General features: G+C 38.5%; 24 protein-coding genes. 1 reads left to right on the top strand and 23 read right to left on the bottom strand.

All coding sequences use genetic code 11. The features are described from left to right. Positions 1-9: 9 nt before the first annotated feature. Positions 10-1,296 (top strand): serine--tRNA ligase, encoded by a 1,287-nt coding sequence (serS, locus tag GZ996_RS08520; protein WP_161981012.1) that lies wholly within the window; start codon positions 10-12, stop codon positions 1,294-1,296. Between the two features lie 23 nt (positions 1,297-1,319). Here serS and GZ996_RS08515 read toward each other — a convergent pair whose 3' ends face one another. The 23 genes from GZ996_RS08515 to GZ996_RS08405 form a co-directional block, all read right to left on the bottom strand. Further along, positions 1,320-1,928, bottom strand: a complete 609-nt coding sequence (locus GZ996_RS08515) for a ribonuclease P (RefSeq protein ID WP_162011836.1) — start codon at positions 1,926-1,928, stop codon at positions 1,320-1,322. Next, positions 1,922-2,170 (bottom strand): GNAT family N-acetyltransferase, encoded by a 249-nt coding sequence (locus GZ996_RS08510; RefSeq protein WP_162011835.1) that lies wholly within the window; start codon positions 2,168-2,170, stop codon positions 1,922-1,924. Before GZ996_RS08510 ends, GZ996_RS08515 begins: the two co-directional genes overlap by 7 nt. After that, positions 2,160-2,387 (bottom strand): hypothetical protein, encoded by a 228-nt coding sequence (locus GZ996_RS08505; protein WP_162011834.1) that lies wholly within the window; start codon positions 2,385-2,387, stop codon positions 2,160-2,162. The genes GZ996_RS08510 and GZ996_RS08505 overlap by 11 nt, the downstream gene beginning before the upstream one ends. Before the next feature lie 103 nt (positions 2,388-2,490). Beyond that, entirely contained in the window at positions 2,491-3,273 is a 783-nt protein-coding gene (gene ldcB, locus GZ996_RS08500; RefSeq protein ID WP_162011833.1) for an LD-carboxypeptidase LdcB/DacB, read from the bottom strand. 31 nt (positions 3,274-3,304) lie between these two features. Beyond that, positions 3,305-3,955, bottom strand: coding sequence for a hypothetical protein (locus GZ996_RS08495; RefSeq protein ID WP_161981016.1), 651 nt, complete (start codon positions 3,953-3,955; stop codon positions 3,305-3,307). Between the two features lie 84 nt (positions 3,956-4,039). After that, a complete protein-coding gene (gene nadE / locus GZ996_RS08490) occupies positions 4,040-4,867 on the bottom strand; it encodes an ammonia-dependent NAD(+) synthetase (RefSeq protein ID WP_156806296.1) in 828 nt (275 codons plus the stop codon). Further along, positions 4,864-6,321, bottom strand: a complete 1,458-nt coding sequence (locus tag GZ996_RS08485; RefSeq protein ID WP_156806297.1) for a nicotinate phosphoribosyltransferase — start codon at positions 6,319-6,321, stop codon at positions 4,864-4,866. The genes nadE and GZ996_RS08485 overlap by 4 nt, the downstream gene beginning before the upstream one ends. A 426-nt stretch (positions 6,322-6,747) precedes the next feature. Then, on the bottom strand, positions 6,748-7,662 hold the full coding sequence (gene trxB, locus GZ996_RS08480) for a thioredoxin-disulfide reductase (protein WP_156806298.1): 915 nt from the start codon (positions 7,660-7,662) through the stop codon (positions 6,748-6,750). Positions 7,663-7,832: 170 nt separating this feature from the next. Next, positions 7,833-8,057, bottom strand: a complete 225-nt coding sequence (locus GZ996_RS08475) for a DUF4059 family protein (protein ID WP_161979385.1) — start codon at positions 8,055-8,057, stop codon at positions 7,833-7,835. Positions 8,058-8,429: 372 nt separating this feature from the next. Then, positions 8,430-9,173, bottom strand: coding sequence for an amino acid ABC transporter ATP-binding protein (locus GZ996_RS08470; protein ID WP_161979384.1), 744 nt, complete (start codon positions 9,171-9,173; stop codon positions 8,430-8,432). Next, positions 9,173-10,027, bottom strand: coding sequence for an amino acid ABC transporter permease (locus tag GZ996_RS08465; protein ID WP_162011832.1), 855 nt, complete (start codon positions 10,025-10,027; stop codon positions 9,173-9,175). Before GZ996_RS08465 ends, GZ996_RS08470 begins: the two co-directional genes overlap by 1 nt. Before the next feature lie 629 nt (positions 10,028-10,656). Next, on the bottom strand, positions 10,657-11,490 hold the full coding sequence (locus tag GZ996_RS08460; protein WP_162011831.1) for a transporter substrate-binding domain-containing protein: 834 nt from the start codon (positions 11,488-11,490) through the stop codon (positions 10,657-10,659). Positions 11,491-11,656: 166 nt separating this feature from the next. Further along, positions 11,657-13,000 carry a DEAD/DEAH box helicase gene (locus tag GZ996_RS08455; RefSeq protein WP_161979381.1) on the bottom strand — a complete coding sequence of 448 codons (1,344 nt, stop codon included), beginning with the start codon at positions 12,998-13,000 and terminating at the stop codon, positions 11,657-11,659. Positions 13,001-13,288: 288 nt separating this feature from the next. Beyond that, positions 13,289-14,305 carry a phospho-N-acetylmuramoyl-pentapeptide-transferase gene (gene mraY, locus GZ996_RS08450; RefSeq protein ID WP_162011830.1) on the bottom strand — a complete coding sequence of 339 codons (1,017 nt, stop codon included), beginning with the start codon at positions 14,303-14,305 and terminating at the stop codon, positions 13,289-13,291. A gap of 1 nt (position 14,306) precedes the next feature. Then, positions 14,307-16,565: a penicillin-binding protein PBP2X gene (gene pbp2x, locus GZ996_RS08445; protein WP_156806305.1), complete on the bottom strand. Its 2,259-nt coding sequence runs from the start codon at positions 16,563-16,565 to the stop codon at positions 14,307-14,309. Positions 16,566-16,568: 3 nt separating this feature from the next. Then, the gene (gene ftsL, locus GZ996_RS08440; RefSeq protein WP_156806306.1) at positions 16,569-16,892 is read right to left on the bottom strand and encodes a cell division protein FtsL; all 324 of its coding nucleotides are present in this window, start codon (positions 16,890-16,892) and stop codon (positions 16,569-16,571) included. A gap of 10 nt (positions 16,893-16,902) precedes the next feature. Continuing rightward, the gene (gene rsmH, locus GZ996_RS08435) at positions 16,903-17,853 is read right to left on the bottom strand and encodes a 16S rRNA (cytosine(1402)-N(4))-methyltransferase RsmH (RefSeq protein ID WP_162011829.1); all 951 of its coding nucleotides are present in this window, start codon (positions 17,851-17,853) and stop codon (positions 16,903-16,905) included. 92 nt (positions 17,854-17,945) lie between these two features. After that, positions 17,946-19,079: an ABC transporter ATP-binding protein gene (locus GZ996_RS08430; RefSeq protein WP_156806308.1), complete on the bottom strand. Its 1,134-nt coding sequence runs from the start codon at positions 19,077-19,079 to the stop codon at positions 17,946-17,948. Between the two features lie 146 nt (positions 19,080-19,225). Then, complete coding sequence (locus GZ996_RS08425) at positions 19,226-20,074, bottom strand: helix-turn-helix domain-containing protein (protein ID WP_162011828.1); 849 nt, start codon at positions 20,072-20,074, stop codon at positions 19,226-19,228. Positions 20,075-20,110: 36 nt separating this feature from the next. Further along, a complete protein-coding gene (locus GZ996_RS08420; protein WP_162011827.1) occupies positions 20,111-21,361 on the bottom strand; it encodes a glutamate-5-semialdehyde dehydrogenase in 1,251 nt (416 codons plus the stop codon). Between the two features lie 8 nt (positions 21,362-21,369). Then, a complete protein-coding gene (proB, locus tag GZ996_RS08415) occupies positions 21,370-22,170 on the bottom strand; it encodes a glutamate 5-kinase (protein WP_232323222.1) in 801 nt (266 codons plus the stop codon). 50 nt (positions 22,171-22,220) lie between these two features. Beyond that, entirely contained in the window at positions 22,221-22,604 is a 384-nt protein-coding gene (locus GZ996_RS08410; RefSeq protein WP_162011826.1) for a PepSY domain-containing protein, read from the bottom strand. Positions 22,605-22,731: 127 nt separating this feature from the next. After that, the coding region (locus GZ996_RS08405; protein ID WP_162011825.1) for a transposase at positions 22,732-23,139 on the bottom strand (408 nt) is incomplete at its 5' end.

Here is a 23,139-nt window from a genome sequence, read left to right as displayed (position 1 = left end):
GGAGATCATATGTTAGATATTAAACGCCTACGTACAGATTTTGATGCCGTTGCTGAAAAATTGGCAACTCGTGGCGTCTCTGCTGAGACATTATTGACCGAATTAAAAGAGTTAGATGCAAAACGTCGTGAACTCTTGGTCAAATCAGAAGAACTCAAGGCTGAACGTAACCTGTCTTCTGCCGCTATTGCACAAGCAAAGCGTAACAAAGAAGACGCTAGTGAGCAAATTGCAGCCATGCAAAAACTCTCAGCCGATGTTAAAGCTATTGATGCTGAGCTAGCTGAAATTGACGAAAAGGTTACAGCGATTATCACTATTTTACCAAATACACCACATGATTCTGTACCAGTTGGTGCTGACGAAGAAGAAAATGTTGAAGTACGTCGTTGGGGAACACCTCGTGAATTCGATTTTGAGATTAAAGCACATTGGGATCTTGGAGAGGAACTCGGTATTCTTGATTGGGAACGCGGGGCAAAAGTTACCGGGGCTCGTTTCCTTTTCTACAAGGGACTCGGTGCTCGTCTTGAACGTGCCCTTTACAACTTTATGTTGGATGAGCACCTAGCAGAAGGCTATGAGGAAATCATCCCCCCTTACATGGTCAACCGTAACTCAATGTTCGGGACAGGGCAATACCCTAAATTCAAAGAGGATACCTTTGAAATCAATGATGAAGAGCGTCCATTTGTCCTCATTCCAACAGCTGAAGTGCCATTGACAAACTATTACCGCAACGAGATTATCGACGGCAAGGACTTGCCGATTTACTTCACCGCTATGAGCCCATCTTTCCGCTCTGAAGCTGGTTCAGCTGGTCGTGACACACGCGGACTCATCCGTCTCCACCAATTCCACAAAGTTGAAATGGTGAAATTTGCTAAACCAGAAGAGTCTTATAATGAATTGGAAAAAATGACAGCTAACGCTGAAAACATTCTCCAAAAACTAGGTCTTCCTTACCGTGTTCTTGCATTATGTACAGGCGATATGGGCTTCTCAGCGGCTAAGACTTACGACTTGGAAGTCTGGATTCCAGCGCAAAATGCCTATCGTGAAATTTCAAGTTGTTCAAACACAGAAGATTTCCAAGCTCGCCGTGCCCAAATCCGCTACCGTGACGAAGCAGATGGCAAAGTGAAATTGCTTCACACGCTTAACGGTTCTGGCCTTGCGGTTGGTCGTACTGTCGCTGCCATCCTTGAAAACTACCAAAATAAAGATGGCTCAGTGACCATTCCAGAAGTTCTTCGTCCGTATATGGGTGGAGTAGAAGTCATTGCACCAAAATAAACATAAGAAAATGAGTTGACGCATCAACTCATTTTTTTTGTCTGTTCATAATATGGTATCAATAATTCAAAGCCTTTCATCAACTGGTGAACAGCAGCTTCCGGCGTCATTTCCTCTGTCACTGGGACGTCGTATTTGACCAGTACCTTGCGCACTGTGCTACTTGCAACCTGCTCTTTCAACAACTGACGATTTCCCTCAGTTCCTGCTATTCGGCGACTCACACCATTTTCCTGTACAAAATAGTACAAGGGTTCTTTAATCGGTAATTCCAAGATTCGATGTTGCTTGATAAGAGTCTCATTTGATTTTTTCCGCTCCACAAAACTGACTTCAACAGAAATTCCAAAGTCGCCCTCTGTTCCATATAATCGAGTTGCTAGCGCTACATCTTCCACAGAATCAGACGGCAGACGATAATAGCACCAAAAATGTGGACGGCAAACCTGTGCCTGATTCATCCACTGGCTAGCACGTTCTGGCACAAGCTGATTAAGCGTTTGAAATTCTTTGCGAGCAGACTGAGCTAGCACGCGCAGACCTGTCATATATTGAGCTAAATTTTCTGATTTTTCTGGCTTGATGTATTTCTCTCCCCTATAAGCGAGATAAGCCTTGATATGTTCTAACATTGTTTCTCCATGTATACTAAGTCCATGCCTTCTTGAACAGGCTCTGTCCGACAAACCACATAGCCAAGTTTTTCATAGAGATGAACCAAGTGCTCTTCTTGTAAAATTGTGTCCAAAGACCAACATTTTACTTCTGGATACTGCTTTTCGATTTCTTGAATCGCTTGGTGTCCATACCCCTTCTTCTGAAACTTCGGCAAAATCGCTGTCATCCCTAGCCACGCCTTCCAGTTATTTACCATTAAACAAAACACGAGAAAAACCAATAATATCATTATTTAAACAAATCAAATAAAATATACTTGATGGGTGCTTCATCTTTTCAAGCAATCGTTCTTTTGTTTCCAAATAAGGAGAATCAATATCATTATACTTTTGATATAAATCACGAAAACTCTCCTTCTGGATGTTGTAAATCCTGTCCAAATCTGACAAACTTGCGATTCGCATTTGTAACATAGTTTCCTCCTCAATAATTAACTTTTTCTTTAGCAAAAAGACTGCAAATCTGCAATCTTTTTTATCATTTCTAAATCACCCCCAACCTTACTTTGCATTATCACTATTGGGCATAATCTCCACCAGAAATACCAAAATACTCTTCTAAAGTCTGACCTGATTGATAAATATCAGTAGCCTCTTTCCCAATGTAACGCACATGCCAACTCTCTGGCATATAGCCTGTACTATATTCCTTCCCTGGAAGATAACGTACGATAAATCCATACTCATGAGCATGTTTTGCTAACCAGTCTGAGGCTGTTGATTCTGTTAATAACTGACCATTACCATCCAATAAATCAAAGGCTAGGCCTGTTTGGTGTTCACTATAACCCGCACGAGCAGAATAGCGATCCGCATTCGCTTGACCATCAGAAGCGACATAGTTGCTATAGATAGAATCCTGTGTTTCATAGGACCTAAAACCACTATAACTATTGCTCACCGAAAAGCCTTTGGCTTGCATATCTGCAATCAATGTCTGAAAGGCCGATAAGGCTGTCGGATTTTCACCGGGTGCATAGGACGCAGAGACTGGGTGTTTTTTATTGGCAATGATCACCTCACCATACTTTCCTTGCACACTGTAATAAGAACCATTGAAACTAGCATCTGTCGCTTGGATTGACTCACTTTTTGTTTCCAAAACAGATTCACTAAACTGATCCGAATCTTCTTCAAGCTGGGTTGTTGTTTCTGCCTTAGCTTCTTTTTGACCTTTTTCTGACTGGGTTACTTGATTCGTTTTTGTAGCTTTTGATGACTCAGGCTTAGATTCTGACTTTCCGCAAGCCACTAAAAACAAACTAGCCATTAGCAACAAACTGATTACTTTTCTGTTCATCTATTTCTCCTTTATGAGATCTTAAATAAAACTACTCAAACCTTATGTTATACCTACGAGTAGGCTCTATGACCAAGCCACATTTTCCTTCAACAATAAACTTAAAATTTGCAAGATTAACTGGAACAGGTTGTAGTTGTTTATAGTTATACCGTTGCGCACTTTCTTTTGAGAGAAATAGCTTGATAAACTCCTTGCCATTTTGAATGTCAATATCAAAGTTAAACGTTGAATGAGTAGCCGTTAAAATCGGTGCCCCTAGATAATAAAATGTTCTGCTTTTAAGGTGGTCAAAACTGATTTCTTGGGGTAATTTTTCCTTGTAGCAAGTCCAGATTAGTTTAAAACTATCAATAGCGTAGGCGATTTTTTCTAACTCACCACGCTCAAGCGCATAATCTCCTAAAGAAAACCCATAAAGATTGAGGCGTTCTCGATGATTTTTTAAAAGAAAATCAATCACAATTCCTAGAGGAAAAGTAACTGCTCGATGTTTGAATAACAACATCTGTTCCTCTAAGGCTTTTTGTGAGAGACAAACACGAATCGTTTGTCCCCAAGGAATCCCCTCGTTATCAACCAAAACGGCAACTTCACGATCCAAATGTTCAAAAATATCTAATTGATCAATTGACATCAATGGCAGATTATCATTTTTCTCTGATTTTTTAGCTGTGACCATCATTCTTCCTCACTTTAAAATGCTATAGCGAAAGTAAACTGACAAATCGCTGTTCATATCTCTGCCAACACTCCTTACGACTGATTAGTTTTTCCAAAAATCATCAAAAACAGTAATTGGTAAATGGCGTTTATGCTCTGTCTTGTGCCACCAAGTTTCAATTTTTGCTTGAGCCTCAGCAGCTACTTTTTTGCCCTCTAAATAATCGTCAATATCTTGATAAGTAACACCTAAGGCAACTTCGTCAGTTAGACCTGGACGATTTTCTTCAAGGTCTGCAATTGGAACTTTTTCATAAAGTGGTTTGTCAGCACCAAGCTCCGCCAAAAGTTGACGACCTTGACGCTTATTGAGGCGATAAAGCGGTAAAATATCTGCTCCGCCATCTCCAAACTTGGTAAAGAAGCCAGTAATATTTTCAGCCGCATGGTCTGTTCCAATAACTGCTCCGCTATATTGCCCAGCAATTGCATACTGCGTAATCATACGCTGACGTGCTTTGATATTTCCCTTGTTAAAATCTGAAATCTCAAGACCTGCTTTTTTCAGCTCGGCTACTTGTCCATCAACTGCTTCTTTAATATTGACCGTTAAAGAAAAATCGGGTTGGATAAAATTTAACGCTTTTTGGGCGTCAGCTTCGTCAGCTTGAACACCGTAAGGTAAACGAACTGCAATAAATCGATAAGCCTCATCACCAGTTTCCTCACGGAGCTCTGCCATTGCCAGTTGCGCCAAACGCCCAGCCAAACTAGAATCCTGCCCCCCTGAAATCCCTAGTACATAAGTCTTTAAAAAAGGGTGCTTCTTCATATAATTTTTCAGAAAATCAATGGATACACGGATCTCCTCTTTGGGATTAATAACAGGCTTTACACCTAATTGTTTGATAATGTTTTCTTGTAAACTCATGATAAATCTCCATTTTTTGCTTTACGACGCATCTCATCAATAAGTTCCATCTTATTGTCCCAAACGTCTTGTGCCAAGTCAACTGGGTATTCTTGAGGATTAAGGACGCGTTTGTATTCATCCCAAAGGGCATCCAACACATATTTCGCATAAGATTTGATTTCTGTTAACGTCGGTAATTTATAGACTAGTTCTCCCTCTTTAAAAATGTCAATCAATAGTGGAACGGCATCAAAATCCTTAACGGTTTTGTTGATGTAAGTATAAGTCGGATGGAACATCAAAATTTCATCTAAACGATTCACATCTGCATCTGCAAACGTGATATAGTCACCTTCTGACTTGCCTTTTTCACGACTGGTAATGCGCCAGACTTGTTTTTTACCTGGCGTAGATACTTTCTCCGCATTATTTGATAATTTGATTGTATCAACCATTTGACCATTCTCATCTTCAATTGAAACAATCTTATAAACGGCACCAAGTGCAGGCTGATCGTAGGCTGTGATTAGTTTTGTACCTACTCCCCATACGTCAATCTTAGCCTTTTGCATTTTAAGATTAAGGATGGTGTTTTCATCAAGGTCATTTGAAGCATAGATTTTTGCCTCGGTAAATCCAGCTTCATCTAATTGTTTACGAACCTGCTTAGATAAATAAGCCATATCGCCAGAATCCAGACGAACTCCCTTGAAGTTGATCTTATCTCCTAATTCCTTAGCCACACGAATCGCTGCTGGAACCCCGATTTTCAACGTATCATAAGTATCCACCAAGAAAACACAGTCCTTATGGCTAGTTGCGTAAGCTTTAAAGGCTTGATAATCATTTCCATAAGTTTGGACTAAAGCATGCGCATGCGTTCCTGATACTGGAATATTAAATAATTTACCGGCACGGACATTTGAAGTAGCATCAGCTCCACCAATAACAGCTGCGCGGGTCCCCCAAATCGCCGCATCCATCTCTTGTGCACGGCGGGTTCCAAACTCCAAAAGTGGCTCATCTTCAATAACTGATTTAATGCGAGCAGCTTTGGTCGCAATCAAGGTTTGGAAGTTAACAATATTTAACAGAGCTGTTTCAATTAACTGACATTGCGCAAGCGGTCCTTCGATTTGTACAATTGGCTCATTTGCAAAAACCAAGTCACCTTCACGAGCAGATTTCACGGAAAGTTCTAATTTTAACTCTTTTAGATAGGTTAAAAAATTCTCTGGATATCCTTGCTCACGAAGGTAAGCCAAGTCAGACTCTGTAAATCTTAAATTTTCTAAATAACGAACAATTCGCTCTAAACCTGCAAAAATAGCGAAACCATTTGAAAAAGGTAACTTGCGAAAATAAACCTCAAAAACTGCGTGCTTATTGTGAATTCCTTGGTCAAAATAGACCTGCATCATATTAATCTGATAAAGGTCCGTATGCAATGTTAAGCTATCATCTTGGTACATGATATACCTCCTATTATTAAAAGAAAAGGAAACTTCCTGTCCTTGGATACGTTCCTTTTAAAATATCATAAAACTGAGATAAGTACTCAAATTTATTCTTGTGACTATTATAACATAAACTAGAGATATTTAAGATTCCAAGATTTTAGATAACTTAAAAGAGGTTGAGACAAAAAATATCTCAACCTTCTCTTTTTGATAGTAATAACAGATTGGCGCAGCGGTTGATTGGAGGTCTGTAACTGGACACTTCTTTCATTTTCAAGTGTCCACCTAAAATAGTCCACTGGACTATTTTAGTACTAAGCAATCGTTAGCGGCCATCCTAATCAACTGTGCGGAGGTGGGACGACAAAATCGAAATCGTCTTTTTTGATGATTTAACGATTTTTGTCCCACTCTCCTTTACATTAATATCACTAAAATTTAATCATTATCTACAATGTATTGGTAAGCTTGTTGCCCTGCCATTGCTCCATCTCCAACTGCTGTCGTGATTTGACGGAGGTCTTTTTGACGCACATCTCCAATTGCAAAAATACCTTTGCGAGATGTTTTCATATGATTGTCTGTCGGAATCCAACCATTTTCATCCGTAATATCTAGTTCTTTGACAAAATCAGAAACAGGATCTAAACCTACATAAATAAAGACACCACCAAATTCATGATTGGTCACTTCACCAGTTTTGACATTTTCAATATCAACACTACGTACCTTGATATCATCACCTTTAATCTCTTTAACGACACTGTCCCAGATGAAAGAAATTTTCTCATTGGCAAAAGCACGGTCTTGCAACAGTTTTTGTGCACGCAACTCATCACGACGATGTACGATTGTTACACTTGAAGCAAAACGTGTTAAAAAGAGAGCCTCTTCAACCGCTGAATCTCCTCCACCAACAACTAAAAGATCTTGATTTCGGAAAAATGCTCCGTCACAGACAGCACAATAAGAGACACCACGACTATTAAACTCAGCCTCACCAGGTACACCTATATGGCGATGTTTAGCACCTGTAGCTATAATCACAGTCTTCGTTTGATACTCTTCATCATCAGTTCTAACGATTTTATAGTCACCCTTATCTTCAATGCCAGTGACAATTCCATAAAGATTTTCAACACCAAGTTTTTCCAAAGGTTCAAACATCTTCATAGACAATTCCGGACCAGAAATAAGCTCAAAACCTGGATAATTTTCAATATCAGATGTATTATTCATCTGTCCACCCGGAGCTCCTTGCTCTAGAGTAGCTACTTTAAGATTGCTACGAGCTGCATAAAGCGCTGCTGTCATACCAGCAGGACCAGCACCAATAATAATTGTATCATACATTTTAGATACCTAAGCATCAAGACACTTTAAAAGAAATAGAAAGCCGAGTCGATCCTCATCTTCTCAACTGCTCTTTCCCCATAAGTCACTTTAATTTTATTCAAAAATCAAAGTTATTTGATTACTTTTCCTTTCATTTTAAAATCAAAAATTCTAAGTCTATCATTCAGCTACGCTGTTACCATTACCAAAATAGCCATAAAAGCAAATGAGAGAATCGGAGTCGTTACCAAAAAAATAATAAAAGCCTCATAAAGCAGAGCTTGTCTCTCTTTCTTAGTTCTATCAAAACGGCGACTCATACGATAAACTAACCAAACAATCAAACTGATTATAGTGATAATCACTGACACAGTCAATCCCATTAAATAAAAACGATAAATTGTTGCAAGCATAAGTATAATGTTTAAAGGATAACAAGAAGTCTTCCAGAGTAACTACTTACTCCTCATCTCTCATCCTTAATTCAGTTTAGTAATAACAGTAACTAAACTATCCTTTCCAGAAGTTTTAAAAGAGGGGGACAAAAACCACGATTTCGAAACCTTAACTTCCCTTGGCTCTCTGTTTTTTAAGCTCAGGCTGAGACTACTACACATCTTACACATAGAATAGTCGTTAACTATTGCGTTGACTATTTTAGGTGGACACTTGAAAATAAAGAATTATCCCATTGCAGACACCCAATCAACCACTGCGCTGAGCCATATTATCTCTACCTAAAACGCAAGAGGTTGGGATACTTTGCCCATCCTCTTTCTATTATATCAAATTGTTCCTCGTTTGTAATTGGCAAAGAATTCTTTGGTTCGTTCTTCTCTGGGATGATTGAAAACATCATCAGGAGTTCCCTCTTCAAGGATTTTTCCCTTTTCAAGGAAAAGCACACGATCAGCTACTTCATAGACAAAGGCCATGTCATGACTCACTAAAACCATGGTCTGACCACTTTGAGCAGCAACTTCAATAGCCTTCTCAACCTCACCAACAAGTTCTGGATCAAGTGCTGAGGTTGGTTCATCAAGAAGCAAAACATCTGGCTTCATTGCAAGAGCACGCGCCAAGGCAACACGTTGTTTTTGCCCACCAGATAAATGTCTAGGATAGTGATTTTCACGATCCGAAAGTCCCACTTTAGCCAATTCTTCTTTGGCAATGGCCGTCGCTTCAGCATCAGACAGTTTTTTTACAACTTTTAGTCCCTCTTTAACATTATCAAGAGCCGTGCGACGTTCAAAAAGATTGAATTGTTGAAACACCATAGCTAACTTGCGACGAAGCTTTAAAACATCCTCTTTTTTAATACTAGTAAAATCAACCTTAAAATCATCAATAGCTAGAGTTCCAGAATCTGCCTGTTCTAAATAGTTCATGGAACGTAGAAATGTCGATTTCCCTGCACCTGAGGCACCGACAAGGGCAATAACTTCTCCCTTTTTAATGGTCAAATTAAGATTATCCAAAACTTTTTGACCTGAAAATTCTTTACTTAAATTTGAAATGGTAATCATTAACGGTCCCCTCCTATTTGGATTGATTGACTTTCAGGGTTTTTGATAGCTAAGGCATTTTCAACTCCACGTCCTGCATTTTCAAGCAAGAACGAAATTCCCCAATAAATCATAGAAACAGCCACATAACGCTCAAAGTAACGGTAGTCGTTCCCTGAGATAATTTGCGCTTGATAAAACATCTCAGTAATTCCAGCATTAAAGGCTAGAGAGGTCCCTTTCGTCAAACCAATCAAGGAATTAATCAGAGTTGGTGTCGCAATAACGGCCGCATTGGGAATAATGACACGACGATAAACTTGAGTTTCTGTCATCCCTAAACTGCGTGCCGCCTCAATTTCTCCTGTGTTGACAGATTGAATCGCTGCACGAATGGTTTCACTAGCATAGGCCGCTTCGTTAAAAGCAAATGCTGTCACCACAAATACAGCCGCTGGAACATTATCAATATTCCAATCAAGGCCGAATTCCAAATTAACTTTGCGGAGCAACATCGGGATCCCGTAGTAACTCAAAAGCAATTGTACCAAAATTGGTGTTCCTCGAAGGAAACTTACAAATAAGGCTTGTATGCGATAAAGAACAGGAACTCGTCTAATTTTTACAATGGCAAAAATCAAGCCTAAAACCAGACCAAATAGAGCTCCCATCAGGGTCAATCCAATAGTTGTTGGCAATTTTCCTAAAATTTGTGGAACAGCATCAAATACTGCACGCGGTGAAAAAATTTTCCCTGTCGGAATTGTCTGCACAAAAGTCTTATACGGGTTTTCAAATACCTTAGCACCAATGATAATAATCAAAAGTCCCAGCAACCAAAAAAAGCCCTTACGATAAGTTTTTAACCAAGTCATAACTAAGTTCTATTAATAGCGTTTTAAAGTTCAAAATCTTTTAAGACTCTTAAAAATCACAACGATACCTTATTGATTGCACATTAGTACCTTCAAAATCGTTCAATATAAGAGCCATCTCTCAATTGTAACAGGATAATATTATTGAGATTTCGTACAAGAGACCATGATATTATAAAAATCATCCAACTACGAATGCCCAATTTCAATTTGGAATAGTTACGCAATGAATTGAGCATTCACAATAATAAATGGTTTAACATAAAAATTTATAGAAAAACAAGTTGCTTTTCCTAAACCTATATCCACCTTGAACGATTCTCTAAAGAGTTTAAGCCGTCTATTTATCATCGTAAAGTCTCTTTTGATTATCTATTAAATATAAAAATAAAACGCCAATCCCTTTCTTTTTGATATATCTCCTCTAAGAATACTAAACCGAAGTTTCTTTCGATTCATTCCCTCGAATCCCTATTTACTTATTCTAACATCTCACTAGTTAAGTGTAAATCACAAGACATCAATCTGTGATAGCAGTTTTTTATCAATGTGATAGGATTTAACTATAAAAAGCTGGAAAATCCGACTTTTCTCACTCATCATGTTAATGTTGGCAATGCTGACATTACTCATTCAATATTGCTAACGTAATCGTCACCAAAATAGCCCTGACTTAATTTAACAAGAGTTCCGTCCTCTTTCAGTTCTTCCAAACGTTTATTAACATAAGTTTGCAACTCCTTACCTTCCTTCGTGTCAGCAAAAAGAAGATATTCTAAACCATCCGTCTTACCACCAATCGTATCCGTTACCTTAGTCACCTTTAAATCATAACTTTGATCCTCTACAATAAAGGCCGCTGAGATAGCATCATAAAGAATAAAATCAATTTTACCTGTCTCAATATGCAAAACACGGGTTGATAATCCTGTTGAGTTAGCGGCATATTGAATCTCAATTGGCGCCTTATCCTTGTTCGCTTCATTCCAATTTTCAAGAACTTGCGCATAATTTGAACCAGGGATAACCTCTGTTACTTTACCAGATAGGTCATCTAGACTATCGTATTCTGACCCCTTAGCCGAAACAATCGCATAGTTTGATTTTGAAATAGGGTCAGAGAAAAGATACTTTTCAGCTCGTTGCTCATTGTAATTAAAATCATTGGCGGCAATTTGGTAACGATCCGCATCAAGACCTGCTAAAATAGAATCAAAAGCAGTTGTAACAAATGTAACATCGTACTCCTTAGAATTTTTAAAAATAGCCTTCACAACATCAATATCATAACCCTTAAAATCCTCTCCTTTTTTATAAGTAAATGGAGCAGTATCAGAGTCAGTAGCTACCGTAAGAGCTACTTTAGATGAAGTGTCTTCTCCAGACTTCTGAGTACATCCCACCAGAATAACACCTAACACACCAAGCAAACTTAAAAATATCAATAATTTTTTCAATTTCATAACCTCCCCTTTTCAAAAAATCTCCTAAGATTGAGAGCATTTCCCACTCTCTTAGTTTACTTTAACATAAACAAAGAAACTTGCCTAATAGGTCTTATCTATCCCTGAGATAAATAATTTGTATCCCAAAAATAAAAGACCGGAAAAACATCCGACCTTTACATTATTAGAATGTCTGTTTTCTAGCTTTACGCTCAGCACGACCCTTAGCGCGCGCCTCTGCACGACGCTCTTTCTTGCGTTTCTCATCAACCTTCCACTGAATTTTCTTCTTGTAGCCTGGCTTAACCTTTTTCTTTTTCTTCTTCACCAGACCAATCATCTCAGTATCAAGTTTTTTATACATTTTTTCACGGTTGGCACGACGGTCTCGATCATAAGTGTCTTGGAACTCGCCATTTTTTAGCATTTTAGGGACAAATGCTACCCCCATCTTCTCAAGTTCTCTGATATCTGAATCATCACTAGGCTGATAGAGTGTAATCGCTGTACCTGACAAACCATTACGACCTGTACGCCCAACGCGGTGCACAAAGAATGATAAGTCCTGAGGAATGGCATCATTGATAACATGACTAACCCCCTCAATATCAATACCACGTGCCGCCAAGTCAGTGGCAACAATGTACTCATAATCTAAGTTTTTAACCTGATTCATGATACGCTTACGTTCACGAGGTGGAACTCCTCCATGAATTTTAGCAACTTTCAAACCATTAGATACAAGATAGCTATGCAAGTCATCTGCACGTTCCTTTGTATTAACGAAAATCATCGCCAAATACGGATTCAAAATCTTAGCAAATTCTAAAATCTGAGCATTCTTATCACGACCTTTTGTAGATACTAACCAGTTATCAATTGTATCTGCAATAACAGTTGACGTCTTAATTTTTTCCATAACAGGATTTGTCAGATACTTTTTCAAAAACGGCTGAAGCTTCTGAGGAATAGTTGCAGAAAAGACTAAGATTTGCACTTGTTTAGGTAGCGAACTTGCAATCTTATCAACGGTATCCAAAAAGCCCATATCCATCGTCATATCAGCCTCATCAACAACAAATGTATGTGTCTTATGAATCGCCAAATCACCTGACTTAACTAAATCATAAATGCGCCCTGGCGTACCAATAACAATATGTGGCTGCGTAACTTTCAACTTCTCAATTTGGCGAAGCTTGTCAGTCCCACCAACATAATTAACCACGCGAATCTCTTCCTCAGAATGATCTGCAATCTGTTTAGTTGCTTGATAAATCTGAGTGGCAAGTTCACGCGAAGGTGCTGTGATAACCACCTGAACATCTTTTCCATTTTCATCAATTTTTTCAAAAATTGGTAACAAGAATGTATGTGTTTTACCTGATCCTGTTTTAGATTCTCCGACAAGGTCACGACCAGAGCGTACTACAGGAATGAGTTTTTTTTGAACTTCTGTTGGCTCACTGAAATTAATCTCATCTAGAGCCTTTTGAATATAACTTTTAAAATTAAAATCTTTGAATGACATTTTGTAAATATAAAAGGACCGCCTTGAAAAATATTCAATTAAATGAGTTGTTTCATCTAACATCCCTTTAAATAAAATATTGCTTACTAAACTTGTCTCACGACAATTTCATATCAAGACTGCGTCCATGCTCAATACCAAACCCGGCTTGAACATCCTTTCTCTATGATAACCTCATTATTATATCAAAAATTAAGTAAAAAAGCTCCTGCTTATGCTACTAGATATTTTCCATCAAAAAATCTAGGTCAAAAGTTACCTAGATTTGTTTACTAATTTGAATCATTTTTATAACAGATAAAGAAGTGCCAGTGTTATAAGACTAGCAACCGCTCCTACTGTCCATAGAAAAGCATCAACCTTCCATTCACTCCATCGCTCTGCTTTTCCAGAAAGCCCACCTAACTCTAGATGATGATGAAATGGTGTCATACGGAAAATACGACGGCCCTCGCCATGTTTTTTCTTGGTGTATTTAAAATAAGAAACCTGCAACATCACTGAGCTCGTTTCAAAAACATAAACAATCCCAATAAAAAGCAAGGTCCACTCTTGATGAAGTGTTATTGAGAGGGTAGCAAGCATAGCTCCTAATGCAAGAGAACCGACATCTCCCATAAAGACCTTAGCCGGTTTTTTATTAAAGACAAAAAAACCAAGTAAGGCACCAATCATAGTGACAATAACTAAGAAAATATCTGTTTGTCCTTGTACGTGAGCAATTACCGCATAAGCAAGGAAACTAATCACTACTGAAATAGAGGCTAGACCATCAATACCATCTGTTAAATTAACAGCATTTGAAAAACCTACAATCCAAAACAGAATAAAGACAAGATAAAAAATCCCCAAATGAAGTTGATAACCAAAAACATTTAAATTTCCATGTCCAGATTGAACATGAAGAAAGTAGAATAACAGACCACCAATTATTTGCGCAAACATTTTCTGCTTAGAGGTTAATCCCTCATTGATTTGTTTAAAAATCTTTAAAAAATCATCAAGAAAACCAATCGATCCATAAATAATCAAGATTGCTATAATACTTGCTATAGCTGTCCATGACATTGAATCAGCATTTACCATATTAGCAATCACAAAAAAGAGCGAACTGACTATAATCGCAACAACAAGAAATACCGTTCCACCCATTGTTGGTGTCCCTGCTTTTTCAAAGTGCTGCTTCACATCCTCATGCATTTGTTGTCCACCAATTTTTTTGATTTGGAAAAAGCGAATAAAATGTGGCATGGCTATAACAGTTAGCCCAAAGGCTACCAAACCAGCTATAATACTTAATAACATATTACTCTCCTAATGTAATTGTAATTTTATCGAGTTTAGAAATATCCTCACCGACATCAACACTTTGCTTAACAACCTTATTTCCTGAACCTTTATAATTAACTGTCCATCCTTGCCACTCTGCAAAAATATCCACATTTTTCTTGGTCCAGCCGTACAAATCAGGTACTTTTTTCAGTGAATCCGTCAATAGGAGGATTTGTGCATTCTCGGGTACTTTATCCCCTTTTTCTACAGATGTTTTAATGATTTTTTCCCCTTCTCCAACAATGACCGGCTGCACAATATTACGACGTAACATATCTGCGGAGTTTCCAGATGATTTTCCAACTATATTGGGCATTTTATATACCATCTTTTTATCACCAATAGGCTGAATAGGCTGAGTTAACTCACGTTCCATAAGCAGTGCTTCCTCCAAAACAGGATTGAAAATATCACGATATTCTAATCCCGTCCATACCTCTGGTTGCTGAATAGTAACATACATCATGAACATAGGATCATCTGATGGAATCATAGCAATGACAGAGTTGATAGTGTCATTTGAGCCTTGAAGGTAACCTCCACCTTCTTCTGCCGAGGCGGCAATCTGCGCTGTACCTGATTTTACAGCAATACTTTCATTGCCAACTTGAATAACTGGACTCCCAAGTGTCTTTGAGTAGAGCGTTCCCCAAATCGGATCAGTACCAACTGTTACCATATATTGACGCGTTTCAGTAGCCGCCTCCGATGAAATAGGATTTCCAATAATTTCTGGACCAACCGTACGACTCGATTCCGTATTTGGGTCATAAATTTGCCCAATAAAATGCGGTTCTAACATGACACCATTATTACTAATTGATGTGAAGGCACGCAACATTTGAATTTGGGTCACATTAATCCCCTGACCAAAAGCAGATTGAGCGATGGTAACAAGGTTATCCTCTGGAAGATTGCCGACTGCTTCGTCACTCATCCCAAAACGCGTACGCGTTCCAAAGCGGAATTTTGATAAGTAATTCATCCACTTATCTGTTCCAATTCCTTGTTGTAAATGCAAGATACCAACGTTACTTGAATAGGCAAATCCTTGAGATAAGGTCAGATAATTTCCATCTGATAGTCCCATATTGACATCCCAGTCCTTGATAACGGCATCTGCAAGCTCATACTTATCACTATAGTAAGTTTGATTTGGATTAAATGTTCCATTATCAATTGAAGAAGCTAGTGTGAAAACTTTCATTGTAGAACCAGGTTCATAATTTCCTTGATAAAGCAAACTATTCCAAGTTCCTATTTTTTTTTCATCCAAGCCTTCGAGAGTATCTGCATTATAGGTCGGACGTTGACTAGTTGCTAAAATTTCACCTGTTTTAGCGTTTACCAAGGTTGCACTGATGTGTTTGGCCAAGGTTTTTTCTGCTAGAAGATCCAACTGTGTCTCTAATGTGACCTGCAAAGGCTGCGACAAGGTAGTATAAATGTCTTTACCATTGATTGCTGCTTTAACTGGAGTCGAGGAGCCTAACAAAACATTGCCATTTTTATCCTTTTGGTAGCTGATAATACCATCTGTTCCAGATAGCTCCTCATTTAGAGCGAACTCCATTCCCATTGTTCCTGTAAAGGATTTACTTCCAGTTTTCTCATCTTCAACTAGTTGTGCTAGTCCTATAAAATGCGATGCAAAAGTGCCATTAGGATACATTCGACCTGGATTGGTGTAAAAATCAATCCCCTTGATACCAGCTTTTTTTACTGCTTCTGCTACAGCAGACATGGTACTGTAATTTAAGTTATTACCTTCAATACCAAAAGCGGTCTGAGAGAGTTTCTCTTGTTCTAATTGGTTAATAACATAGTCCTTCTCCATGCCTAAATACTCATGAAAGATATCTGCTACCTTTTTAAATTGAGACTTCTTGACATAAAGCTTATTGCCATAGACATCAACATAGGATGTGTCCATAACAGCATAAACGGAATAGGTTGTTGAATCCTCTGCAATCACGTTCCCATGACGGTCATAAATGGTACCGCGTTTAGCTTGTTGAGTAACTTGCAGTTGATAAACTTGAGCCGCTCCCTCTGATAGATCTATTCCAAACTTACTATCCGTCCCAATAATGATAGCAAAGTTTATCAAGAAGACAAAAAAAACAAATATACTCAAAATCATAAGATTCTGACCTACTCGCTTCCGATTAATCATAGGTGTTTTCCGCTCTTCGACAGCATAACTCAAAAAAAGTTGTATCAATTTTTTCATAAGCTATTCAACCCTTTGAATATTTTCTGACCGAGGTACCAAACCAGCTTCTTCAGCTACCTTTATAATGCGTTCGCGTTGAAGTAATTCATTAACTTCTTGCTTAGCATTATTGTACTCAGTTTGCTTAAGATTTAATTCTCCATTCAGTTCCGAAATCGTTTGTTGGAGTTGTAGGTTACGACTTTGGATGTAAATGAGGCTAATTGCCATTACAATGGCGGTCAAGATAATTGTCCCATAAAACGCCTTTTCTAATCTTGTGAATTGACGAAAACGTCTTTGGACAGCCTGACTAAGTGCCGTCTGTCTCTTATCTTCTGTCATAATACTATCCTTAATTATGTATTTTTCTAGCTACCCGAAGCTTCGCTGAATGTGCTCGATTATTGGCAGCAAGTTCTTCTTGACTCGGCAAAATAGGTTTACGCGATACCAGTTCAAACTTGGGTCTAAGCTCATCTGGAATAAATGGTAAACCTTTCGGTACATCAACCGTAGATGATTCTTTGAATAATTGCTTTATCAGACGATCCTCCAAAGAATGGAAAGTAATCACTGAAATGCAACCATCAACAGCCAATAAGTCCATCGCTTCTTGAATTGATTCATTCACAGCACCAAGCTCATCATTAACTTCAATACGAATGGCTTGGAAAATCTGTTTGGCAGGATGACCTTTTTTCTTTAATTCTTTAGCTGGCTTAGCTGATTTAATGAGTTCAGCCAATTCAGCCGTTGTTTCAATTTGCTTAACCTGTCTTGCTTGTTCAATTTTTCGAGCAATCTGTTTTGAAAATTTATCCTCTCCATATTTTAAAAAAATACGAACCAAGTCCCGATAATCATAGGTGTTAACAACCTCGTAGGCCGTTAAATTTGCCTCTTGGTTCATTCGCATATCAAGCGGAGCATCTTTTTTATAAGAGAATCCACGTTCACGCTCATCAAATTGAGGACTGGAGACTCCTAAATCATAAAGAATCCCATCTATAGAATAGACGCCACGCTGGGCTAAGTTCATTTTAAGATTTCTAAAATTATCCTTAATAAAGGTAACCATACCACGTTCAATATAGTTTTTTAATTTAATTTGAGCATTATCAATAGCTTTTTTATCCTGATCAAAACAATAAAGATGCCCATTATCACTCAATTTCGATAATAAATAAGACGAATGTCCCCCTCCTCCAAGGGTAGCGTCAACATAGACACCATCAGGTTTAATATCAAGCATATCAACGGTTTCGCGTAACAGTACGGTTACATGATGAAATTCTTTAGTCATAACTTTTATTATAGCATAAAAAAGAAGCATCTGTCTAAAAATTGAAAAGCATAAAAACCCGCAGATTTCTACGGGTAGGATGTAAGAATGACTTATTTAATACGTTTTTCTGTTTCCACATCAAAGAAGTGACCTTTAGCAACATTAAATGTTAAGTCTACTTTTTCACCAGGATTGTGGAAATCGCGAGCATCTACACGAGATGCGAATTCGCTATTACCAACTTTAACATAAAGCATCGTTTCACTTCCAAGAAGTTCTGATACCATAACTTCAGCTTTAACCGTAGCATTTGGATAAGTATCTTGAACAATTGGGTTTCCAGAAATATCTTCTGGACGGATACCAAAGATAACTTTTTTACCTTTGTAGCCTGCTGCTTCAAGTTTTTTAGCTTGTCCTTCTGGAAGAGCTAATTCAAGCCCTTCTTCACTGCGAAGAATACCACCATCAAATGTTACTGTGAAGAAGTTCATTGCTGGGCTTCCGATAAATCCTGCGACAAATTTGTTAGCTGGTTCGTTGTAAAGTTCTTGTGGTGTACCAATTTGTTCAACACGACCAATTGTTCCAGAACCTTCTGGGTTTTTAGTTGAACTCATGATAACGATACGGTCAGCAAGTGTCATCGCCTCTGTTTGGTCGTGGGTAACGTAGATGGTAGTTGCACCAATACGACGGTGAATTTTGGCAATTTCAGCACGCATTGATACACGAAGTTTCGCATCCAAGTTTGACAAAGGTTCGTCCATCAAGAACACTTTTGCATCACGGACAATAGCACGTCCCATAGCAACACGTTGACGTTGACCACCAGAAAGGTCAGCTGGCTTACGTGTCAAAAATTCAGTCAAACCAAGGATTTCAGCTGCTTCACGAACACGTTTGTCAATGTCTTCCTTCTTGTATTTACGCAATTTAAGACCAAAAGCCATGTTATCGTAAACAGTCATGTGTGGGTAAAGGGCATAGTTTTGGAAAACCATAGCAATGTCACGATCTTTTGGTGCCTCATCATTCATGAGTTTGTCATCAATGTAAAATTCACCTTCTGTGATATCTTCAAGACCAGCAATCATGCGAAGTGTTGTTGATTTACCACAACCTGAAGGACCTACAAAAACGATAAATTCTTTGTCTTTAATATCAAGGTTGAAGTTTTCAACAGAGTAGTGAGTGCTTTTTGGATATTTTTTGTAAATATTGTTAAGTTTAAGAGTTGTCATACATCTTACTTCCTTGTTTTTATTGTTGAAACAAGTATATCAAAAGCGCTTTCATAGTTCTATGGACAGTTTAGCTAGATTTTTGGGCAAGTTGCACAAAACTAAAAACGTTTTCATTTTACAAAAGAAAAAGAGAGATTACCCTCTCACATTTCCAATAATAACCAGTAGCACAGCGCCAAATCATCTAATTTTTTCAAATTCAAACCTGATAGATTTTGAAATTTTTCTAGCTTGTATTGAAGACTGTTGCGATGTAAATAAAGTTTTTGCGCAGCTTGCACCTGATTACCATGCGTCTCCCACAAGGCTGCTACTATATCTGGAACATCATTTTGCAGGGTTAAATAATAGTTAAGAATTTCTTTAAACACTCCAACTTCCTGCCCATTACTCAAAGCCCAGAGTAACATCTTAGCAAAGCTCTGCATTTTTTGGGAAGAATGGTTAGATAAATAAGCCGTAAATAGCTTTGTTTCTGCTTGAAAAAGCTGTTTCAGATGCTCACCATCTATACGCGCCCAGCTATTTCCCAAAAAAAGACTAAGCGATAAACCAAAGTCGCTTTCAATGGTCACCAAAAGCTCCTTTAAAAGCTCAGTGATATCACTTCCTTGTTCTTGAGTCAATAGCAGAGCTGTCCGGTATGATCCAAGTGAAATGGTTGCCACACGCCCTAAAAGAAGCTGATCCAGTAACTCTAGCAACTCGTCGGTAAAATGCTGGGAATGTTCGAGATAGAGAAATTGGTAATTTGGATAAGAAGCTGGCAACTGAGAGCTTCTTCCCATTAAAAATTCTAACCAAGGATCGGTTAATACCTGCCTATCCTCAGCCGTTGTTGAGAATAAGGTGATTAAAAATCGCTCTCTATCAGTCAAATCTTCTTTAGGAATTTGTAACCATTCTTTTTCCAATGGAAAATTTTGAATTCCAGTATCGTCTGACATTTGCTGACTTTTCTGAGCATTAGGAAAATAATCTTGCCAGTTCATCCAAGCTCACTTTCTAATTTTGTTATGCTTCATTTGTTATTTTCTAATCTGTCCTTGACCATTGATATAGAATTTTGTAGATGTCAAAGCCTCTAGTCCCATTGGTCCACGCGCATGCATTTTTTGCGTTGAAATGCCGATTTCAGCTCCAAGGCCAAAGACAAAGCCATCGGTAAAACGAGTTGAGGCATTGACATAAACCGCTGCCGCATCCACTTGGTCTTGGAATTTCTCGGCTGCCACAAGGTCACGAGTCACGATGGCTTCTGAGTGCGATGATGTATAGGTATTAACCCAAGCAATCGCTTCTTCCAAGCTCGAAACCACCTTGACAGACATAATATAGTCTAAAAACTCTGTCGCATAGTCTTCTTCTGTTGCTGGAACGGCTGTTTTTAAAAGGGAGCATGCCTTCTCATCCGCACGAAATTCAATCGCCTGAACCTCGTTTGCCGCGTCTTCCAACATTGGCAAAAACTGCTCTGCTATTTTTTCATGAACCACTAAAGATTCTGCCGCGTTACACACACTTGGACGCTGGATTTTGGCATTAAGGACAATCTTCGTCGCCATTTCTAAATCGGCAAACTCGTCTACGTAAATGTGACAATTCCCAACTCCGGTCTCAATCACTGGCACTTTTGATTTTTCTTTAACTGTTTGAATCAATTTGGCACCACCACGTGGAATCAACAGGTCAACGTAATCAACTGCCTGCATCAAGTCTTCCGCAACCACATGTGAGGTATTTTCAACCAGCTGAACAACATCTGGATTGACACCACCATCTTCCAAAGCTTGACGAATGACCATTACTAAGGCTTTATTTGAGTTAATAGCATCACGCCCACCACGCAAGATAATAGCATTATTAGTTTTAAAGGCGAGCGAAAAGGCATCTACTGACACGTTGGGACGACTTTCAAAAATCATGGCAATAACACCCAGAGGCATTCGTTTCTGAACAATCTTTAAACCATCCAAATTCGTATAACCACGCACCACTTGACCGATTGGATCTTCTAAATCAGCTACCTGACGCACACCTTCTGCAATTCCTTTAATCCGTTCAGGTGTCAAACGAAGACGATCTGTCATAATCTCGGAAATCCCATTTTCTTTAGCTTGGGCCAAATCCTTAGCATTTTCCGTCAAAAGTAGCGCTGTTTCACTGACTAAACGCTTGGTTACCAAGGTTAGGAGAGCATTTTTTTCACTGGTTGAAAGGCTGAGCAAGTCACGCGCTGCCTTTTTAGCTTGTTTTCCTAATGTTTCAATATAAGTCATGTGTTACCTCATTTCTGACTAAACAGGGTTCCAAAATGCTCGCCATCTAGAACACGCAAAATATCACGCGGATTGGCACTATTCATCAATACCATCTGCCCATCATTTTCAAAGACAATCTGTGCAGATTGGATTTTAGAAAGCATACCGCCAGTTCCAAACTTAGAACCGGCGCCACCAGCAGAAGCTAAAATCTCTTCTGTGATTTCAGGAACATGGTTACGCAACTTAGCATCGTCATAAATCGTCGGATTTTTATCGAACAACCCATCAATATCTGACAGCATAATCAATAAGTCTGCCTTCGTGATGCTAGCCACAATGGCAGATAATCGATCATTGTCCCCAAACTTAGTCTGATGGTCCATTTCATCAATCGAAACGGCATCATTTTCATTAACAATAGGGACTATTCCCATGCTAAATAGACTTTCAAAGGCATTAGTAACATTGGCTAAACTCTCAGGAAATTCTACCACATCACGTGTTAACAAAATTTGAGACACATTGGTCTGGTAGTGGGCAAAAATCTGAGAATAAAGGCTCATCATCGCCACCTGCCCCACACTTGATACCGCTTGTTGCTCTGCCATTTCGCTAGGACGCTTAGCAAGTCCTAAAACATCTAAGCCAAATCCCATCGCACCAGATGAAACTAGAACAACTTCCATTCCCTTATTCATCAAGCTAGCAATAACAAAAGCCAACTGATCAATTTTTTCAAGGTTAATCTTGCCTGTTGGTAAGACTAAAGAACTTGTTCCAATCTTAATAACAAGTCTTTTTACGGTTTTAAAATCTCTTCTCATAGTCAACATTATACACTAAAAACCGTGCCAACGCACGGTTTTCTGTCATATTAGTCATTAACGTTTTCTTGACTTTGTTCCAAAACATTACCTGAATCAGCATCAATAGAATAGCTGTATTCTATAGTATCTTTAACAAACTCAATTTCATAGTTATATGGCATGTCATCAAAATCTTGCTCAACTGTCAAATTGATAACTTCCTCTTGCTTTAGGCCAGCTGCTTCAAGAGCTCTTTTCACAGCATCTTCTTGAGAAATTGCTGGAGTATAAGTGCCTACTTGTCCAGTTGTTTCAGAAACACTCTGTGAAGTCTGTTGAGTGGTACTCTGCTGCACAGCTACCTCATCTTTATCATCATCCAAATCACAAGCAACTAAAGTCAAAATAGCTAAAGCTGTTAAACCAAATAAACTCAATTTTTTCAAAGTCATATTAATACTCCAATCTTAAATTAAATTCATCTTATCATATCAAAACTTTCAAAGTCAAAGAATCTGTTCATGACTAATCTTCGTTTAAGTTTTCGGGCTCTTTGTCAACTGTAGTGGGTTGCCCCATTTAACACCGAGAGAGGACAGGACTTGTCTTCTCTCGTTTTATGTTTATGGCAATGAAAATACGAGTTTTGAAGTTTTCAAAGTTTCTGAAACCAAAAGCATTACGCTTAATGACCTTGATGATATTGTTTGTCGCTTCGAGTTTAGCGTTGGAGTAAGGCAGTGCCAAGGCATTGACAATCTTATCCTTGTCTTTCAAGAATGTCTTGAACACCGTCTGAAAGATAGGATTTACGCTATCAAGTGTTTCTTGGATAAGCTCAAAAAACTGGTCAGCTTGCTTTTCTTGGAAATGGAAAAGTAGGAGCTGATAAATCTCGTAGTGCTCTTTCAGTTCTTGGGAATAGCTGAGCAGCTTTGTGACAATTTCCTGATTAGTCAAGTGCATGCGAAAAGTTGGGCGATAAAA

This window comes from Streptococcus sp. S784/96/1, from assembly GCF_902729355.1.
Classification (GTDB): domain Bacteria; phylum Bacillota; class Bacilli; order Lactobacillales; family Streptococcaceae; genus Streptococcus; species Streptococcus caledonicus.
The sequence above is the reverse complement of the archived record's forward strand: the minus strand, read 5'-3'. Positions and strand labels throughout refer to the sequence as shown.

Excerpts from the sequence above, each read along its gene's own strand:
- GZ996_RS08510 (WP_162011835.1), bottom strand. The coding sequence starts at position 2,170 with ATGGTAAATAACTGGAAGGCGTGGCTAGGGATGACAGCGATTTTGCCG.
- GZ996_RS08495 (WP_161981016.1), bottom strand. The coding sequence starts at position 3,955 with ATGGTCACAGCTAAAAAATCAGAGAAAAATGATAATCTGCCATTGATG.
- GZ996_RS08515 (WP_162011836.1), bottom strand. The coding sequence starts at position 1,928 with ATGTTAGAACATATCAAGGCTTATCTCGCTTATAGGGGAGAGAAATAC.
- GZ996_RS08425 (WP_162011828.1), bottom strand. The coding sequence starts at position 20,074 with ATGAACTGGCAAGATTATTTTCCTAATGCTCAGAAAAGTCAGCAAATG.
- GZ996_RS08460 (WP_162011831.1), bottom strand. The coding sequence starts at position 11,490 with ATGAAATTGAAAAAATTATTGATATTTTTAAGTTTGCTTGGTGTGTTA.
- GZ996_RS08475 (WP_161979385.1), bottom strand. The coding sequence starts at position 8,057 with ATGCTTGCAACAATTTATCGTTTTTATTTAATGGGATTGACTGTGTCA.
- serS (WP_161981012.1), top strand. The coding sequence starts at position 10 with ATGTTAGATATTAAACGCCTACGTACAGATTTTGATGCCGTTGCTGAA.
- pbp2x (WP_156806305.1), bottom strand. The coding sequence starts at position 16,565 with ATGAAAAAATTGATACAACTTTTTTTGAGTTATGCTGTCGAAGAGCGG.
- GZ996_RS08465 (WP_162011832.1), bottom strand. The coding sequence starts at position 10,027 with ATGACTTGGTTAAAAACTTATCGTAAGGGCTTTTTTTGGTTGCTGGGA.
- GZ996_RS08410 (WP_162011826.1), bottom strand. The coding sequence starts at position 22,604 with ATGACTTTGAAAAAATTGAGTTTATTTGGTTTAACAGCTTTAGCTATT.
- GZ996_RS08420 (WP_162011827.1), bottom strand. The coding sequence starts at position 21,361 with ATGACTTATATTGAAACATTAGGAAAACAAGCTAAAAAGGCAGCGCGT.
- GZ996_RS08430 (WP_156806308.1), bottom strand. The coding sequence starts at position 19,079 with ATGACAACTCTTAAACTTAACAATATTTACAAAAAATATCCAAAAAGC.
- nadE (WP_156806296.1), bottom strand. The coding sequence starts at position 4,867 with ATGAGTTTACAAGAAAACATTATCAAACAATTAGGTGTAAAGCCTGTT.
- mraY (WP_162011830.1), bottom strand. The coding sequence starts at position 14,305 with ATGTTATTAAGTATTATAGCTGGTTTGGTAGCCTTTGGGCTAACTGTT.
- GZ996_RS08455 (WP_161979381.1), bottom strand. The coding sequence starts at position 13,000 with ATGTCATTCAAAGATTTTAATTTTAAAAGTTATATTCAAAAGGCTCTA.
- ldcB (WP_162011833.1), bottom strand. The coding sequence starts at position 3,273 with ATGAACAGAAAAGTAATCAGTTTGTTGCTAATGGCTAGTTTGTTTTTA.
- GZ996_RS08505 (WP_162011834.1), bottom strand. The coding sequence starts at position 2,387 with ATGTTACAAATGCGAATCGCAAGTTTGTCAGATTTGGACAGGATTTAC.
- ftsL (WP_156806306.1), bottom strand. The coding sequence starts at position 16,892 with ATGACAGAAGATAAGAGACAGACGGCACTTAGTCAGGCTGTCCAAAGA.
- rsmH (WP_162011829.1), bottom strand. The coding sequence starts at position 17,853 with ATGACTAAAGAATTTCATCATGTAACCGTACTGTTACGCGAAACCGTT.
- GZ996_RS08485 (WP_156806297.1), bottom strand. The coding sequence starts at position 6,321 with ATGTACCAAGATGATAGCTTAACATTGCATACGGACCTTTATCAGATT.
- trxB (WP_156806298.1), bottom strand. The coding sequence starts at position 7,662 with ATGTATGATACAATTATTATTGGTGCTGGTCCTGCTGGTATGACAGCA.
- proB (WP_232323222.1), bottom strand. The coding sequence starts at position 22,170 with ATGAGAAGAGATTTTAAAACCGTAAAAAGACTTGTTATTAAGATTGGA.
- GZ996_RS08470 (WP_161979384.1), bottom strand. The coding sequence starts at position 9,173 with ATGATTACCATTTCAAATTTAAGTAAAGAATTTTCAGGTCAAAAAGTT.